12 protein-coding genes are annotated in these 17,310 nt (G+C 38.2%); 4 read left to right on the forward strand and 8 right to left on the reverse strand.

Features of this window, described 5'->3' with window-relative positions:
- Positions 1 to 66: 66 nt before the first annotated feature.
- The 4 genes from ACFFHK_RS00405 to ACFFHK_RS00420 form a co-directional block, all read right to left on the reverse strand.
- Positions 67 to 3,147 (reverse strand): efflux RND transporter permease subunit, encoded by a 3,081-nt coding sequence (locus ACFFHK_RS00405; RefSeq protein WP_382367640.1) that lies wholly within the window; start codon positions 3,145 to 3,147, stop codon positions 67 to 69.
- Between the two features lie 25 nt (positions 3,148 to 3,172).
- Positions 3,173 to 4,369 carry an efflux RND transporter periplasmic adaptor subunit gene (locus tag ACFFHK_RS00410; protein WP_382367643.1) on the reverse strand — a complete coding sequence of 399 codons (1,197 nt, stop codon included), beginning with the start codon at positions 4,367 to 4,369 and terminating at the stop codon, positions 3,173 to 3,175.
- 44 nt (positions 4,370 to 4,413) lie between these two features.
- Positions 4,414 to 4,983: a TetR/AcrR family transcriptional regulator gene (locus ACFFHK_RS00415; protein WP_382367646.1), complete on the reverse strand. Its 570-nt coding sequence runs from the start codon at positions 4,981 to 4,983 to the stop codon at positions 4,414 to 4,416.
- Between the two features lie 188 nt (positions 4,984 to 5,171).
- Positions 5,172 to 6,461, reverse strand: a complete 1,290-nt coding sequence (locus ACFFHK_RS00420) for a citrate synthase (protein WP_382367649.1) — start codon at positions 6,459 to 6,461, stop codon at positions 5,172 to 5,174.
- A 356-nt stretch (positions 6,462 to 6,817) separates the two neighbouring features.
- Between ACFFHK_RS00420 and sucA the strand changes: the two genes are divergently transcribed.
- From sucA to sucD, 4 genes are all read left to right on the forward strand, one after another.
- On the forward strand, positions 6,818 to 9,616 hold the full coding sequence (gene sucA / locus ACFFHK_RS00425) for a 2-oxoglutarate dehydrogenase E1 component (protein ID WP_382367652.1): 2,799 nt from the start codon (positions 6,818 to 6,820) through the stop codon (positions 9,614 to 9,616).
- A 32-nt stretch (positions 9,617 to 9,648) separates the two neighbouring features.
- Positions 9,649 to 10,854, forward strand: a complete 1,206-nt coding sequence (odhB, locus tag ACFFHK_RS00430) for a 2-oxoglutarate dehydrogenase complex dihydrolipoyllysine-residue succinyltransferase (RefSeq protein ID WP_382367655.1) — start codon at positions 9,649 to 9,651, stop codon at positions 10,852 to 10,854.
- Positions 10,855 to 10,922: 68 nt separating this feature from the next.
- Complete coding sequence (gene sucC / locus ACFFHK_RS00435) at positions 10,923 to 12,089, forward strand: ADP-forming succinate--CoA ligase subunit beta (RefSeq protein ID WP_382367658.1); 1,167 nt, start codon at positions 10,923 to 10,925, stop codon at positions 12,087 to 12,089.
- Positions 12,089 to 12,958, forward strand: coding sequence for a succinate--CoA ligase subunit alpha (sucD, locus tag ACFFHK_RS00440; RefSeq protein WP_382367661.1), 870 nt, complete (start codon positions 12,089 to 12,091; stop codon positions 12,956 to 12,958). The genes sucC and sucD overlap by 1 nt, the downstream gene beginning before the upstream one ends.
- A 75-nt stretch (positions 12,959 to 13,033) precedes the next feature.
- On the opposite strand, the gene gorA is transcribed toward sucD, so the two are convergent.
- From gorA to ACFFHK_RS00460, 4 genes are all read right to left on the reverse strand, one after another.
- Positions 13,034 to 14,386 (reverse strand): glutathione-disulfide reductase, encoded by a 1,353-nt coding sequence (gorA, locus tag ACFFHK_RS00445; RefSeq protein WP_382367664.1) that lies wholly within the window; start codon positions 14,384 to 14,386, stop codon positions 13,034 to 13,036.
- Between the two features lie 107 nt (positions 14,387 to 14,493).
- Positions 14,494 to 15,336 (reverse strand): 23S rRNA (adenine(2030)-N(6))-methyltransferase RlmJ, encoded by an 843-nt coding sequence (locus tag ACFFHK_RS00450; RefSeq protein ID WP_382367667.1) that lies wholly within the window; start codon positions 15,334 to 15,336, stop codon positions 14,494 to 14,496.
- 10 nt (positions 15,337 to 15,346) lie between these two features.
- Positions 15,347 to 15,886: a methylated-DNA--[protein]-cysteine S-methyltransferase gene (locus ACFFHK_RS00455; RefSeq protein ID WP_382367670.1), complete on the reverse strand. Its 540-nt coding sequence runs from the start codon at positions 15,884 to 15,886 to the stop codon at positions 15,347 to 15,349.
- Between the two features lie 67 nt (positions 15,887 to 15,953).
- Positions 15,954 to 16,841: a DMT family transporter gene (locus ACFFHK_RS00460; protein ID WP_382367673.1), complete on the reverse strand. Its 888-nt coding sequence runs from the start codon at positions 16,839 to 16,841 to the stop codon at positions 15,954 to 15,956.
- Between the last annotated feature and the right edge of the window lie 469 nt (positions 16,842 to 17,310).

A 17,310-nucleotide genomic window follows, 5' to 3' on the forward strand; every position in this document is an offset into this window, starting at 1 on the left:
TACTTTAAATTCGCACATTCTTCAATAATCTAGATAGAAAATAGTAGAGTGCGTATTTATTTTTTGTTATTCGTTATTAATAGGTATTTCCTCAAAGATAGGCAATGGTTTATGCCTACTGGCTATCATTGTATAAATTACTGGTAAAACAAATAAGGTAAATAATGTACCGATTGCGAGACCAGCTACGATAACGATACCGATACTAAAGCGAGCAACAGCTCCTGCCCCAGAGGCTAATAGTAATGGAATAAGTCCTGCTATCATTGCTGCTGTTGTCATAAGGATCGGACGTAATCGAACTTTAGCCGCTTGTGTAATGGCATCAAAACGATTTTTACCATGATAGAGTTGCTCTTCTTTAGCTACTTCACACATTAGGATACCGTGCTTAGTAATTAAGCCTATGAGGGTAACTAATCCTACTTCTGAATAAATATTGAGAGTTGCTCCTGCTATGCCTAATAAAGAGAAGATGTTAAGGGCTAATAATGCACCGCTAATCGCTAATGGAACAGAAATCATAATGACCATCGGATCTCGCCAAGATTCAAATTGGATTGCAAGCACTAAGAAGATGATAATCACCGCTAATAGGAAAGTATAAACTAGCGTATTTCCTTCTTGTACTAATTGTCTTGCTTCCCCTTTAAAATCATAGTTATAGCCTTGTGGTAATTTTTCTGCTGCTGTTTGTTTTAACCAATTTACGGCATCGCCTACGGAAGAACCCGGTGCGGGAACAAGGCTAATTTCTGCTGAGTTTAACTGGTTAAATTTCGCTAAAGATAATGGTTGTGGCTCAAGAGTAACCGTAATTAAGCTATTTAATGGGATAGATTCACCATTACTTGCGGTTAAGTAATAATTATTAAAGCTTTCTGGTGATAAACGTTGATCTCGTTTTACTTGTGAAAGAATTTTATAAGAACGTCCATCAATGTTTACTCGCTCAATGGTTGCTCCGGATAAATAGCTTCCTAATGTATTACTAATTTGTTGCATAGTAATGCCATAAGTTCCCGCTTTTTCACGATCAATCGTTACTTTCATTTGAGCCGTATTGAATTTTAGGTCTAATTCGTTATACACAAACAATCCTGATTCTCTTGCGGCAGTTAGCACTTCACTTGCTACTTCCGCAAGGTTACGGTAGCTATTGGCAGTACTGATCACAAAGCCCACAGAAGCCCCAGATTCTCCAGTATTAATTTCAGGGAAAGCAAAACCAGAAATTGACATTTCAGGAATTTTATCTGCTTTATCATTTAGATCATTCATTATTTCAGTTTGACTACGTTTGCGATCTCCCCAATCTTCTAATACTATAATGGTCATTGATTCATTGCTATTTGGTACTCCAGCAATAACTTGAGAGTAATGTACCTCTGGCGTCTTGTTGACAATTTGTTCAAATTGTTTCATGGCATTTTGAACATAATCTACATTGACATTCGCTGGTGCAGCCCCTACAGCCATAAATGCTCCTTTATCTTCGGCAGGCGTTAGCTCGCTTGATAAAGATTTAAACATAATAGGTAAGGTAATAAAAATTCCTATTGCGAAAGCAATCACTGCTTTACGATGTTGTAACATTAGAGCAAGTAAGCCTTCGTAAAGACGATTTACTTTTCCTAAGGTGTGTTCAATGCGTTGTTCTAACCAACTTGGTTGTTCCTTTGATTGTAAGAGTTTACTGCTCATCATTGGCGAAAGGGTTAAAGCAACGATACCTGAAATAAATACCGCACCTGCTAAGGTAAGAGCAAATTCTTTAAATAATGAACCTGTAATTCCGCCCATTAATGCCATTGGAGAATAAACAGCCATTAACGCTAAGGTCATTGATATAACCGGAACAGCGATTTCTCTTGTTCCAATGATCGCAGCACGGAATGGGGTTTCGCCAAGTTTGATATGGCGATCCACATTTTCTAATACAACGATAGCATCATCAACCACTAAGCCAATGGCGAGAATTAGGGCTAGCAAGGTCATCAGGTTAATTGAAAAGCCAAAAACGTGTAGCAACATTATTACGCCAATTAATGAAATTGGAATAGTAATGATAGGAATCAAAATAGCACGGAATGAACCAATAAATAGGGTAATAACAACAAGAACAATCAATGTTGCTTCGGCAATGGTTTTTAATACCTCATTAATAGAATTATTAATGGCAATGGTTCCATCATAAAGGATATCAGCCTCCATACTATTGGGTAAATTATTTTTAATGGTTTCAAATAGCGGATAAATATCTTTTGCTACAGTTAATGGATTAGCGGTTGGGGTTGCTTCTATTGCTAATACAACTGCATCACGCCCATTCGCTGTTGCTCGAGTGCTATCGCTTTCTTTATCAAGGGTAATTTCTGCAATATCACGCAAGCGAACAAGATTATCTCCATCACTATGTACGACAACATTGCCAAGCTCTTCAACGGATTTTGTGGTGGTTTCCACTTTGTTTTTATATACCGTAAAATAGCCATTGAAACTTCCTGCTGCGGTTTGTAAGTTATTATTAGATAACGCCGTCATAACAGAGGTTGTTGAAAGATTTTGAGCGGCCATTTTAGCTGGATCTAACCAGATGCGTAATGCATATTCGCCACCATAAATATCAATTTTAGCAATACCAGGAATGGTAAAGAATTGCGGTTTTACTACGCGTTCTAAATAGTCCACGATTTGCGGTTGTTCTAGTCGATCAGAAACAAAGCTTAAATACATCATACCCGTTCCACCTGCGGAGGAAGTAATCGTAGGGGCTTCCACATTGCTTGGCAAATCAGAACGGACAGAGTTCACTTTGGCTGAAATATCAGCCAATGCTGCATTCGGATCGGTATTTAACTTCATTTTTACCGTAATCGTTGAGCTACTCGGGGCACTACTAGAAGACATATAGTCTATATTATCTGCTTGGGCGATAGCTTCTTCTAGTGTTGACGTGATTGAGGCTTGAATTAATTCAGCATCCGCTCCCGCATAAGTGGTACTCACTGTAATTACCGTGGTGGTCATCTCTGGATATTCACGCACCGTCAGTTTTGAAATTGCTTGTAAACCAAGAATAACAATTAAAATACTGATAGAAATCGCAAGGACAGGGCGACGAATAAAAATATCGGTAAATTTCATATTATTGTTCCCATTTACTCCCTAATTAAAGATTAGTTTTGGTTGCAGGAGCTTGAGTACCTACACCTTGTTGTTCGCTCACAACGACCAAGCTGTTATTGCTTAAACGCTGTTGTCCACCAGTTACAATCAGATCACCAGCCTTAATATCTTTGCCGGCTAATTGTGCATAAATACCTTGACGATCTTTGGTACTGACGGTGATTTGTGTTGCTCGATACATATTATCAAGGTTTTCATTACCTGCGAATTTTTGTTTATCTTCGTCAGATAATGGTTTTAATAAATAGGTGTTCTCTCCGTACATATTATAAGTAATTGCGACTTGTGGCACGATGATTTGGTTCGTTTCTGTTGGCAAGGCAACACGCAAACGCGTAAACATACCGGATAATAATTTTTGGCTATTTTCGCTATCAAAGGTCGCTTGAACAGCAATTAATCCTGTTGAGGTATCAATGGCAGGTTCAATCGCAGTTATTTTAGCACTAAAGGTTTCGCCTAATAACGCATCAGCCGTAGCGGTAACTTTTTGTCCTACAGTAAGATTATCAAGTTCATTTTGTGAAACAGAAAAATCAACTTTCATTTGACTGCGATCTTCAACACGCACAATTTCTGTTCCTGCAGTAACATATTCCCCTACGTTTACTTTGACAATCCCAGCAATACCGTCAAAAGGTGCATAAATTTTACGACGAGCAATGGTTGCTTTTAACGACTCAATATTAGCGACTAATGCGTCATAAGTAGCTTTAGCATTATCCAACTCCGTTTGTGAAATACTTTGGGTTTTCGCTAATCTTAAATAGCGGTGATATGTTTGTTGAGCGAACGGTAATTGTGCTTCAGAGGCTTGTAAAGTCGCTTGTTCTACACTACTATCAATATCGATGATTAGATCACCTTTTTTGACGGTTTGTCCCGACTGAATTAAAACAGCTGAAACTGTACCCGCAGATTGAGCTTTTAACATAGCCCCTTGATTTGGACGAACTAACCCTGTGGTTTCAATCACAGGTGTCCATTCAGAAGCCGTAACTTTAAATGCAGTAACAGGGCTAGCACCTTCAGGGTGGGTAGCTAAATACTCTGAAATCTTTTTTTGTTTATACATTGTAAATGCAATCACAACAGCAAAAACAAGAAAAATAATAACCAATACCAATTTAATCACGAAACTGCGTGATTTTTTTGGTTTATTGGATTGAGTTTGGTTCATAGAGTTCTCCATAAATATTAATGAAAGAAATGTTAAGTGTAACGCTATTTTTTAATAGCCTGCCAAGTTTGTTGTACCACTTGTTCTAAAACGGATTTAGGATAAGTGATATTATGATAAAAAGTTTTGACTGATAAACTTATTGCACTATCAAGACTAATCGTAAATAAAATTTGTGAAGGTAAATCGCATAAAACGCCTTTTGCTTTAGCATGTTCACAAAACTTATTCCAAGGATCATTTGGATTATTAGTCCGTTCTTGTACTAATGAACAAAAGCCAGGTAATGAACGATATTGATGGAAGTTTAATACCGTTTCAGGGCATTTTTGTATTTCAAACCAAAGGTTCCACCAAAAACGATGATATTGATGATAAGGATCATCATCTAAATTAAAGTTTTGAGACATTGCGGTTTCAAATCGAATAAAAATATTTTCAATAAGCCGAGTTAATAAGGCTTCTTTATTTTCAAAATGAATATAAATAGTACCGGGAGAAATTCCTGCTTCTTTTGCAATTTTATGAATAGAAAGATGGTGTAAACCATCTCTTGCCATTAAGCGTTCTGTTGTTGTAAAAATAATATCTACTGTATCGGATTTATGTTGCATAATATTTAGCCTAAAAAATGTTTATTTTTCAATGAATGAACGTTCGTTCATTTTATTTTTTTTGTGATCAGAGTCAAGATTTTATTAGAGAAGTTTAAGATAGTTGTATTAGATAATTATGAGGAATAATAAAAAAATTCCACACCTTTATTGCTAAAAGTGTGGGTAAATATCAATGTAGGAGGAAGTTAAATTTTATTCATTGGTTCAAAATCACGCTGTTCTTCGCCAGTATAAATTTGACGAGGACGAACAATTTTGAAGTTGCCTTGATTATACATTTCTTTCCAGTGAGCAATCCAACCTACAGTACGACCTAAAGCAAACATTACGGTAAACATTGAGGTTGGAATACCAATAGCTTTTAGAATAATACCTGAATAGAAGTCCACATTTGGATAGAGATTCTTTTCAATGAAGTATGGATCGTTTAATGCAATACGTTCTAATTCCATAGCAACATCAAATAATGGGGTATCGATCTTCAATTCTTGTAATACTTCATGGCAAGTTTGACGCATTACTTTTGCACGAGGATCATAATTTTTATAAACACGGTGACCAAACCCCATAAGACGGAATGGATCATTTTTATCTTTTGCACGGGCAATAAATTCTGGGATACGATCTACCGTTCCGATTTCTTCTAACATATTAATACAGGCTTCGTTTGCACCACCATGTGCAGGTCCCCAAAGTGAAGCAATACCTGCTGCAATACACGCAAATGGATTAGCACCAGAAGAAGCCGCAGTACGTACAGTAGAAGTCGATGCATTTTGTTCATGGTCAGCATGTAAAATAAAGATACGATCCATTGCTCTTTCTAATACAGGATTTACTACATAAGGTTCGCAAGGGGTTGCAAACATCATATAAAGGAAATTACCTGCATAAGAAAGATGGTTTTGTGGGAACATGAATGGTTGACCAATAGAATATTTATAACACATTGCTGCTAGTGTTGGCATTTTTGCTAGCAAACGAATAGCAGTTAATTCTCTATGTCTTACATCACGAACGTCTGTAGAGTCATGATAGAACGCTGCTAATGCACCACTAACCCCACACATAACCGCCATTGGGTGAGAGTCACGACGGAAACCATGGAAGAAACGACTAAGTTGTTCATGTACGAGAGTATGCTTTTTAACTAATTGAGTGAATTCTTTATATTGTTCTGGTGTAGGACGTTCACCAAAAAGTAATAAATAAGCGACTTCTAAATAATCAGCATTTTCTGCAAGTTGATCGATTGGGTAGCCACGGTGTAATAAAATTCCTTGATCACCATCGATATAAGTAATAGATGATTTACAAGTGGCGGTTGACATTAAACCAGGATCGAAAGTGAAGAGTTTTTGTGAAGTGAGTGATTGTACATCAATTGCATCGTAGCCTAGTGTTGCTTTTTGTACTGGTAGATCATATTCGCGACCATCACTCAGAGTTAGCTTTGCAGTAAGTTCTTCTGACATAAATTCCTCCTTGTATTGTCTTTCTTAGAAATAAGTCAGTATGATATTGTTAGACTTACATATATGTTAATAAGTTGTTATGCAATATATCACCATTATTTTGGAACTGCCTGCAATTTTTTTTAAAATTAGAGGTAGATCAAAAAATTTTTCGGGATTGTTTGTTTTGTTTTTGTTAAAAATGTAACAAATGTCACAGAAAATAATTTTTTTATGGACGATAATAAGCATACTCCAATTTCGAGTGAATCTTCTAGCTATTTTATAGGGGTAACATCGAATTTGTTGTTAAGCTTATAAACTAGTGAAAAAAGTTGTAGCACAACTGTTGTAAGTAAAAAATGAAGGACTTATCAATGCAATCTAACAATACAATGAAAGAGTGGCTTGCCTCGACCGCATTTGGAGGTGCAAACCAAGCTTATATTGAAGATCTTTATGAATCTTATTTAACCGACCCAACCAGTGTTTCTCCAGAATGGCAATCAATTTTCCAACAATGGAAAGCCGAAAATGACCAACCACATGCTCTCATTAAAGATTATTTCCGTCGTTTAGCAAGCGAAGGTCGCCGTAATCAACAAACCGTGATTGATCCAGAAGCCGGTGCAAAACAAGTTCGTTTATTACAATGGATTAATGCTTACCGTTTCCGTGGTCATCTTAATGCAGATCTTGACCCATTGAAAATGTGGAATCGCCCAGAAATAGATGAATTGGATTTCCATTATCATGGATTTACAGATGAAGAATTAGATGAACGTTTTAATATCGGGCAGTATGTGTATCAACGTGAAAGTATGACCTTACGCGAAATTGATAAAGCGTTGAAAGAAACTTATTGCGGCCATATCGGGCTAGAATTTATGCACATCACCGATATTGAAATTCGTCGTTGGTTACAAGAAAAAATCGAAACAGTCTTAAATAAACCGTTATTTACAAAAGAAGAACAATTAACCTTTTTAAAAGAATTAACTGCAGCTGACGGTTTAGAACGTTATCTTGGAGCAAAATTCCCAGGGGCGAAGCGTTTCTCATTAGAAGGGAGTGATGCCTTTATTCCATTGATGAAAGAGATTATTCGTCATGCAAGTAAACAAGGCGTAAAAGATGTTGTAATGGGGATGGCTCACCGTGGTCGTCTAAATATGTTAGTCAATGTACTAGGTAAAAAACCAAGTGAATTATTTGATGAATTTGCGGGTAAACATGCAACTAATCGTACTGGTGACGTGAAATATCACCAAGGTTTCTCTTCAAATTTTGTGACAGAACATGGTTATGTACACTTAGCACTTGCATTTAACCCATCACATTTAGAAATTGTAAGTCCTGTTGTTATTGGCTCAGTTCGTGCAAGACAAAATCGTAGTCATGATACAGAACGTCAAAATGTTTTAGCGGTTACGGTACACGGAGATTCTGCTGTGGCGGGACAAGGTATTGTGCAAGAAACCTTAAATATGTCGGCGACACGAGGCTATACTGTTGGTGGAACTATCCGTATTGTAATTAATAACCAAATTGGTTTTACCACTTCAAATCCGCACGATACACGTTCAACAGAGTATTGCACTGATATTGCGAAAATGATTCAAGCACCAATTATTCATGTGAATGGTGATGATCCAGAAGCGGTTGCATTTGCTGGACGTATTGCAGTGGAATATCGTACTAAATTTAAACGTGATATTTTTATTGATCTTATCTCTTATCGCCGTCATGGTCACAATGAAGCCGATGAACCATCAGCAACACAACCATTGATGTACAAAAAAATTAAAGGTCATCCAACACCACGTAAAGTGTATGCAGATATGTTAGTTACACAAAACGTGATTACTGAAGAAGAAGCAAATGTTTTTGTCAACGACTATCGTGATGCACTTGATCAAGGTGAATGTGTGGTGCCTGAGTTTGTGCCAATTGATATGAATAAGATTGACTGGTTGCCATATTTAGATCATAGCTGGACATCGCCTTATGAAAGCAAGTTCCCAGAAGCGCGTTTTAAAGCATTAGCGCAGAAGATCAGTGAGTATCCAGCAGATCACCCGTTACAAAGTCGAGTGGCGAAAATTTATACTGATCGTCAAGCGATGGCGAGAGGTGAAAAGCCGTTTGATTGGGGAATGGCGGAATCAATGGCATACGCAACGTTATTAGATGAAGGCAACCATATCCGTTTATCGGGTGAAGATGCAGGGCGCGGGACGTTCTTCCATCGTCATGCCGTATTACATAACCAAGAAAATGGTACTACTTATACGCCGTTACAACATCTTCATGATCAACAGGGTGAGTTTGAAGTATGGGATTCTGTACTTTCAGAAGAATCAGTATTGGCGTTTGAATATGGCTTTGCGACTACAACCCCAAGAACCTTAACCTTATGGGAAGCCCAATTTGGTGATTTTGCCAATGTTGCGCAAGTGGTTATCGATCAGTTCATTAGCTCTGGTGAGCAGAAATGGGGCAGAATGTGTGGTTTAGTCATGTTATTACCTCATGGCTACGAGGGGCAAGGTCCTGAACACTCATCTGCACGTCTAGAACGTTATTTACAACTTTGTGCGGAAGATAATATTCAAGTGTGTGTGCCATCTACACCAGCACAAGTTTATCATATGTTAAGACGTCAATTATTGCGTAAAGTACGCCGTCCATTGATTGTAATTACTCCGAAATCATTATTGCGCCACCCATTAGCAGTTTCTGAAATGGACGAGTTATATAACGGGGAGTTCAAAAATGCGATTGGGGAAATTGATAGCTTAGATCCAAAACAGGTAAAACGTGTAGTACTTTGTTCAGGAAAAGTATATTACGATTTATTAGAAGAAAGACGTAAACGTGAAATTACCGATATTGCATTAATTCGGATTGAGCAGCTTTATCCTTATCCGCATGCAGAAATGAAAGAAATTTTAGCTGATTATCAACACGTAACGGATTTTGTTTGGTGTCAAGAAGAACCTCAAAACCAAGGTGCTTGGTATTGTAGCCAACATAATTTCTATGCGTCTATTCCAGATGGAGCAAAATTACGTTATGCAGGTCGTCCAGCATCTGCATCACCAGCAGTAGGTTATATGTCGTTACATGTCAAACAACAACAAGCGTTGATTGATGATGCGTTAACAATTAAATAATAGAATTTAACTAAGAAGTAGAGGATACATAAATGAGTAATGTTGAAATTGTTGTTCCTGATTTACCTGAATCTGTTGCAGATGCGACGGTCGCCACTTGGCATAAAAAAGCAGGAGATGTGGTTAAACGTGATGAAGTGCTGGTTGAAATTGAAACCGATAAAGTCGTGTTAGAAGTACCAGCAAGTATTGATGGGGTCTTAGACAGTATTGTTGAGGAAGAAGGGGCAACGGTTGTTAGTAAGCAGTTGTTAGGTAAACTCCGTGAAGTGAAAGAGGGTGAGGAAACTAATACTAGCGTGAGCAAAACTGAGCCAACACCAGCCGATCGTCAACAGGCTGCGATTGAGCCTGAAAGTTCAAATGATGCTTTAAGTCCAGCCGTTCGTCGTTTACTAGCAGAAAAAGATCTTGATCCAAGCAAAATTAAAGGTTCTGGTGTTGGTGGTCGATTAACGCGTGAAGATGTTGAGGCTTATGCGGCATCTCATGCAACAAAAGCTGCTGCAGTAGAAGAAGCTACACCTGTATTAGCTGCTCGTAGTGAAAAACGTGTACCGATGACGCGTTTACGTAAACGTATTGCAGAACGTTTATTAGAAGCGAAAAATAGTACAGCAATGCTTACTACATTCAATGAGTTGGACATGACACCAATCAAAAAATTACGTAAACAATATGGTGAGCAATTCGAGAAGAAACATGGTGTGCGTTTAGGGTTTATGTCTTTCTATGTGAAAGCTGTGGTTGAAGCATTAAAACGTTATCCAGAGATCAACGCGTCTTTAGATGGTGATGATATTGTTTACCACAACTATTTTGATATTAGTATTGCCGTATCTACACCACGTGGTTTAGTTACACCAGTATTGCGTGATTGCGATCAACTCAGTATGGCTGAAATTGAAAAACAAATTAAAGTGTTAGCTGAAAAAGGGCGTGATGGTAAATTAACTGTTGAAGATTTAACAGGCGGTAACTTTACGATTACTAATGGCGGTGTTTTTGGCTCTTTGATGTCAACACCGATTATTAATCCACCACAAAGCGCGATTTTAGGTATGCACGCTATCAAAGATCGCCCTGTTGCCGTGAATGGTCAAGTCGAAATTCGTCCAATGATGTATCTCGCACTCTCTTATGATCATCGTTTAGTAGATGGAAGAGAATCAGTAGGGTTCTTAGTAACTATTAAAGAGTTATTAGAAGATCCAACACGCATTTTATTAGAAATCTAATTTAACTGACACATTTTAATAATACCTGCCATAAGGTTATGGCAGGTACATAATCAATAGGAGAAAGCATGAATTTACATGAATATCAAAGTAAGCAAATTTTTGCTGAATATAAGTTACCAGTGAGTAAAGGTATCGCTTGCCAAAACCTAGAGGAAGGTTTACAAGCAATGAAAACATTAGGCGGCAGTGAATGGGTTGTGAAATGTCAAGTTCATGCTGGTGGACGTGGTAAAGCGGGTGGTGTAAAGCTTGTCCGTTCAGAACAAGAAGTTGCAGAATTTTTTGAACGCTGGTTAGGCAAACGTTTAGTTACTTTCCAAACAGATGCAAACGGGCAACCAGTTAATACGATTTATGTAGAACATTCAGCTAAGATAAAAAAAGAACTTTATATTGGAATGGTTATTGACCGTTCATCACAATCTGTTGTCTTTATGGCATCAACGGAAGGTGGGGTAAATATTGAAGAAGTGGCAGCAAAAACACCACATCTATTACATAAAGTTTATGTTGATGCATTAATCGGTGGTATGCCGTATCAAGGTCGTGAATTAGCCTTTAAATTAGGTTTAAATCCAGAACAAACCAAACAATTCACCCAAATGTTTTGCCAATTAACTAAACTCTTTATTGAAAAAGATGCGGCATTATTAGAAATCAATCCATTAGTGATTTTAGATAATGATAAATTACACTGCTTAGATGCAAAAGTTGTCATTGATGGCAATGCACTTTATCGCCACCCAGATCTCTTAGCAATGCGTGATTTAAGCCAAGAAGATCCACGTGAAGCAGAAGCAGAGGAATCACAACTGAATTATGTTGCACTTGATGGCAATATCGGTTGTATGGTGAATGGTGCTGGTTTAGCAATGGGAACGATGGATATTGTGAAACTACATGGCGGTAATCCAGCTAACTTCCTTGATGTGGGTGGTGGTGCAACTAAAGAACGTGTGGCAACTGCATTCAAAATCATTCTTTCCGATAAGAATGTAAAAGCGGTATTAGTCAATATTTTTGGTGGGATTGTTCGTTGTGATTTAATTGCTAACGGTATTATTGATGCGGTTAAAGAAGTTGGCATTAATGTACCAGTTGTTGTACGGTTAGAGGGGAACAACGCACAGCTTGGGCGTGAAATTCTTGCAAATAGTGGGCTTAAAATTATGGCTGCCAACTCATTAACAGAAGCAGCTCAGTTAGTAGTGAAAGCTGCGGAGGAAAAATAATGTCTATTTTAATTGATAAAAATACAAAAGTAATTTGTCAGGGCTTTACTGGCGGTCAAGGTACGTTCCATTCAGAACAAGCACTAGCTTATGGTACACAATTAGTTGGTGGAGTTTCGCCAAATAAAGGGGGGACAACCCATTTAGGCTTACCAGTATTTAATACTGTACGTGAAGCTGTAGAAGCAACAGGGGCAACAGCTTCTGTGATTTATGTACCCGCATCAGGCTGTAAAGATGCCATTTTAGAAGCGATTGATGCAGGTATTCAGTTAGTTGTGTGTATCACTGAAGGTATCCCAACAGTAGATATGTTAGTGGTAAAACAAAAATTGAATCAAACTGGTGTGCGTATGATTGGTCCAAACTGTCCAGGCGTGATTACACCAGAAGAGTGTAAAATCGGGATTATGCCAGCCCATATCCATAAAAAAGGTAGCATTGGAATTGTTTCTCGTTCAGGGACATTAACCTATGAAGCGGTAAAACAAACGACTGATGAAGGCTATGGTCAATCAACCTGTGTAGGAATTGGTGGCGACCCAATTCCAGGATCAAGTTTTATTGATATTTTAAAACTGTTCGAAGCCGATCCTGAAACCAAAGCGATTGTGATGATCGGGGAAATTGGTGGTTCTGCAGAAGAAGAAGCGGCGGCTTATATTAAACAACACGTAACTAAACCAGTTGTGTCTTATATCGCAGGAGTAACAGCGCCAAAAGGTAAACGTATGGGACACGCAGGGGCGATTATCAGTGGTGGTAAAGGGACGGCTGATGAAAAATATGCTGCACTTGAAGCAGCAGGTGTGAAAACAGTACGTAGCCTTGCAGATATTGGTAAAGCATTACGTGAGTTGTTAGGTTAAGCCTAGAAAGTCCAATTATTAAATAATAAAAAAACCGCCAAATTGGCGGTTTTTTGTTTGCGGTTATCTTGTTATTTAACGCATTGTTACAAACTCTTCTGAGCCTGTTGGGTGGATAGCAACAGTATTATCAAAATCTTGTTTTGTTGCGCCCATTTTGATTGCAACGGCAAAGCCTTGAATCATCTCATCTACCCCAAAACCAATACCGTGTAACCCGACAATTTTTTCTTCTTCACCGACACACACTAACTTCATACGGCAAGGTTGGCGATGTTGTGTTACTGCTGTGTACATTGAAGTAAAAGTGGATTTATAAACTTTGACATGATCTGCACCATATTGCTCGATTGCTTGTGGTTCAGTTAAACCAATCGTGCCAATTGGTGGGTGGCTAAAGACTACAGTTGGAATTAAGCTATAATCCAAATGCTCTGTTGGTTTATTATTAAATAAACGTTCGGATAAACGACGACCAGCGGCAACGGCAACAGGTGTTAATTCCACTGCACCAGTATTATCTCCCACTGCATAAATCCCTTTTACATTAGTGTTTTGGTATTTATCAACTTCAATAAAGCCTTTGCTATTAGTTTTTACGCCAGCAGCTTCAAGGTTTAATTTGTCTGTCATTGGCACACGACCGATTGCCCAAACTACACAATCAACAGTTTGTGAACGACCATCTTCTAAGAAGAGGGTTAAACTACCGTCAGTGTTTTTCACTACTTTTTGTGGTACAGCTTGAGTGTGTAGCGTTGCGCCTTCGTTTTGTATAATTTCCACTAAGGTTTCCACGATCAATGGATCAAAATTACGCAATGGTGCGTGTTTACGCACAAATAAATGCGTTTCTACACCAAGATTATGTAATACGCCAGCAAGCTCAACCGCAATATACCCCGCACCCACAACTGCAACACGTTTTGGCAATTCAGTTAACGCAAATACACCGTCAGAATCAATCCCGTATTCTGCCCCTTCAATATTTGGGCGACTTGGGCGACCACCCGTAGCAATTAAAATATGTTTTGCTTTAATCAATTCGCCATTAACTTCAACTGTATTTGCATCAACAAATTTCGCAAAACCACGAATCACATCAACTTTGTTATTGCCTAATACACGCTCATAAGATTGATGAATACGATCAATATAGGCTTCACGGCTTGCACGTAATTTTGCAAAATCAAAACGATTGACAGTAACATCAAAGCCATAATCAGGGGCATAAAGATTAATTGCTTCGGCAATTTGTGCACCATACCACATTACTTTTTTCGGTACGCAACCGACGTTTACACAAGTTCCGCCTAAATATTTTGCTTCAATAATGGCACATTTTTTACCATAACTCGCTGCACGATTAATTGAAGCGATACCACCGCTTCCTCCACCAATCGCAATATAATCATATTCTTTTGTCATAAGTTCTCCCATTGTTGAGATGTTTTGAAATTTACCGCACTATTGTGGCGAATTTTATGTTGTGATGCTAACTGGTAGCATAAATTAGTTTAATTGGTAATAGCGATTTACTCAGGTGTGATCCAATTAACTGACCAATGTCCTGTACCTGTTGGTGCGAGAATTTTTGTTAAGTAAGGCAAAATTTCTCGCATCTGTTGTTCTAATTGCCAAGGTGGATTAATTACAATCATTCCGCTTGCCGTCATTCCTCGTTGCTGCGTATCAGGGCGAATACCAAGCTCAATTTGTAGAATTTTGCGGATTTTGGTTTCTTCAAGGGCTTGCACTATTTTTTTGACTTGTTGACGTAAAACGACAGGATACCAAATTGCATAAGTGCCAGTGGCAAAACGTTTATATCCCTCTACGATGGCATCAACCACGAGTTGATAATCTTCTTTGAGTTCATAAGGAGGATCAATCAGGATAAAGCCACGGCGTTCTTTAGGTGGTAGAACAGATTTTAATTGTTGAAAACCATTTTCACGTTTTGCTTGAACATTGGCATAAGGCTGCATATTTTTGCGTAATAGCGGATAATCGCTTGGGTGCAATTCTGTTAAAACGGCGCGATCTTGTGGACGTAACATATTAGCTGCCAGTAACGGTGATCCTGGATAGAAAGTAAGGCGACCGTTACGATTCACTTTTTTAATTTGCGTTAGGTAACGTTGTACTACTTCGGGTAAATCGCTACGTTCCCATAAATAACCAATACCCTCTGCAAATTCTGCCGTTTTTTCTGCTTCAAAACTTTGTAAGGAATACAGTCCAGCCCCTGCGTGCGTATCTAAATAAAGAAAGCCTTTCTCTTTTTGTTGTAGTGCTTCAAGGATCAGTAATTGCACAATATGTTTAAGTACATCAGCATAATTACCCGCGTGAAAACTGTGGCGGTAACTTAACATAATTTTCCTCTTATTTTGCTAATTGATTCCAATGTTTTGGGTTGACGTATTCAATGCCTTTATCAATAAAATGAATCTTTTCGTGTTGTAGTAGATAACGTTTAGCAGGTAAGCCACCGCCAAATCCCGTCAGTTGTCGCTGTTTACCTAAGATACGATGGCAAGGCACGATAATGCTAATTGGATTGCGCCCCACCGCTCCACCAACAGCTCGAATTGCTTTGGCATTACCAATACGATCCGCAATTTCTGCATAAGTAGCCGTATGCCCAAACGGAATTTGTAACAGTTGTTGCCAAACAGCTTGTTGAAAGGGCGTACCTAATAATTTTAAGGGTAATTGGTGAAAGGCGTGTGGCTCACCTGAAAAATAACGATTTAATGCTTGCTCCGTTTGACATAATACAGGGTGATCATCACAAATAATCCAATGATGTTGACCTTGATGTTCGCGCTCAAACAGTACACCGATCAAATGATGTTGCTGTGCTAGGAGTTGTAGTTTACCTACAGGAGAGTCCATAACAGATAAAAAGATCGGTTCTTGCATATTGTTCTCTATTTTACTAATTAAAAGGGCGTTATTGTGCGTATAAAATGATAATTTCTCAAGCAGATTATCGATTTCTTCTAGTAAATAAGCCGATTAGGTTTTGTACTCGATAAATTAATAAAGCCGATAAAATCAAGGCACTACCGACAATTTTAATTGTAGTGAGTTGTTCACCAAGCAGTATCACACTCAAAATAATTGTCCAAACAGGTTCCAATAACATAATGATTGAGGCATTGGCAATATGGCAATAACGTTGTCCAATGGTTTGTAATATATAACGGAAATTGGTGGCAACTAATATGCTTGTCGCTAACCAACCTATGGCTGAAATTGGAATATCGGCTTGCCATGGTTCCATAATTAGTGAATAGGTTAAACAAATCACACCGACCACGGATAGCTGTAATGTAGTTAGTGGTAAAGGTGGAATGGATTTAGAATATTGATTATGCAACACAAAATAGATCGCAGAAAACAGTGAAGCAAGTAAGTATAGTGAGCTATCAATGGAGAAATGCAAATCGCCTTTTGCATTTGCAAGCAGGTAGACACCACATAATGCCGTAGGGAGGGCAATCCAAAATGTACGCAATGGTTTATTGCGAAAAACTAACCAAGAGATGAGTGGGGCAAGTAACATTGATATACTGACTAAAAATGCCCCTGATCCAAGATTATTATTAAAGGTAATTGCCATAATCCACGTTGCCATAAAAATAGCAAAAAAGAGTCCAGTTGCTAATGCACGGATCGTTTCGGAACGCGTTAGACGTTTTAATTGTGGATAAGCAAAAGGGAAGAAAATTAATGCGGCGGAGAAAAAGCGTAAACCGATAAAACCTACTGGTGGAAAGCCGACTAACGCATATTTAGAAAAGAACCAACCGAGTGCAGCTAAGATTGAAACAAAGAAAAGAATGATTTCCCCAATACCATTAATATTTTTCATTTGTATGTCCATTTTCTTTTTTATTAGTTCTGTATTATCGGTATTCGTGAAATGTCTGTAAAACGTTTTCAATGAGAATTTGTTAATTATTTTAATTATTCGTTTAGGTTTCACCCTAAAGGACGACCCACTATTATTCGCAAGTTCGCTCAGCTCACTTACTCACCCTACGGGTCGCTGCAAGCAGCGCTCAAAAAGCAATGCTTTTTGTTATTGCTCGTGCAAAGAAAAGGGGGCAAAAAAAGCACTCCCTAGTGCCTTGCTATTTCCTCATTCCGTTAAGATTTTTCGGGCGGAAAAAAACTGATATTTTTCTTCGCATAACTCAGAAAAATTAGACGTTTTTTTCCTAAAAATCTTTCCGCCATTCGGGCAAGGCACAAGGGATTTATGGTAGTTTTATAAAAATTTGTGCTTAAGAATTGAGTAATAAAGCTGTTTCTTTGTGCAAAATGATAATTAAATTGTA

The sequence above is a fragment of the Gallibacterium trehalosifermentans genome, from assembly GCF_042433055.1.
Lineage (GTDB): Bacteria > Pseudomonadota > Gammaproteobacteria > Enterobacterales > Pasteurellaceae > Gallibacterium > Gallibacterium trehalosifermentans.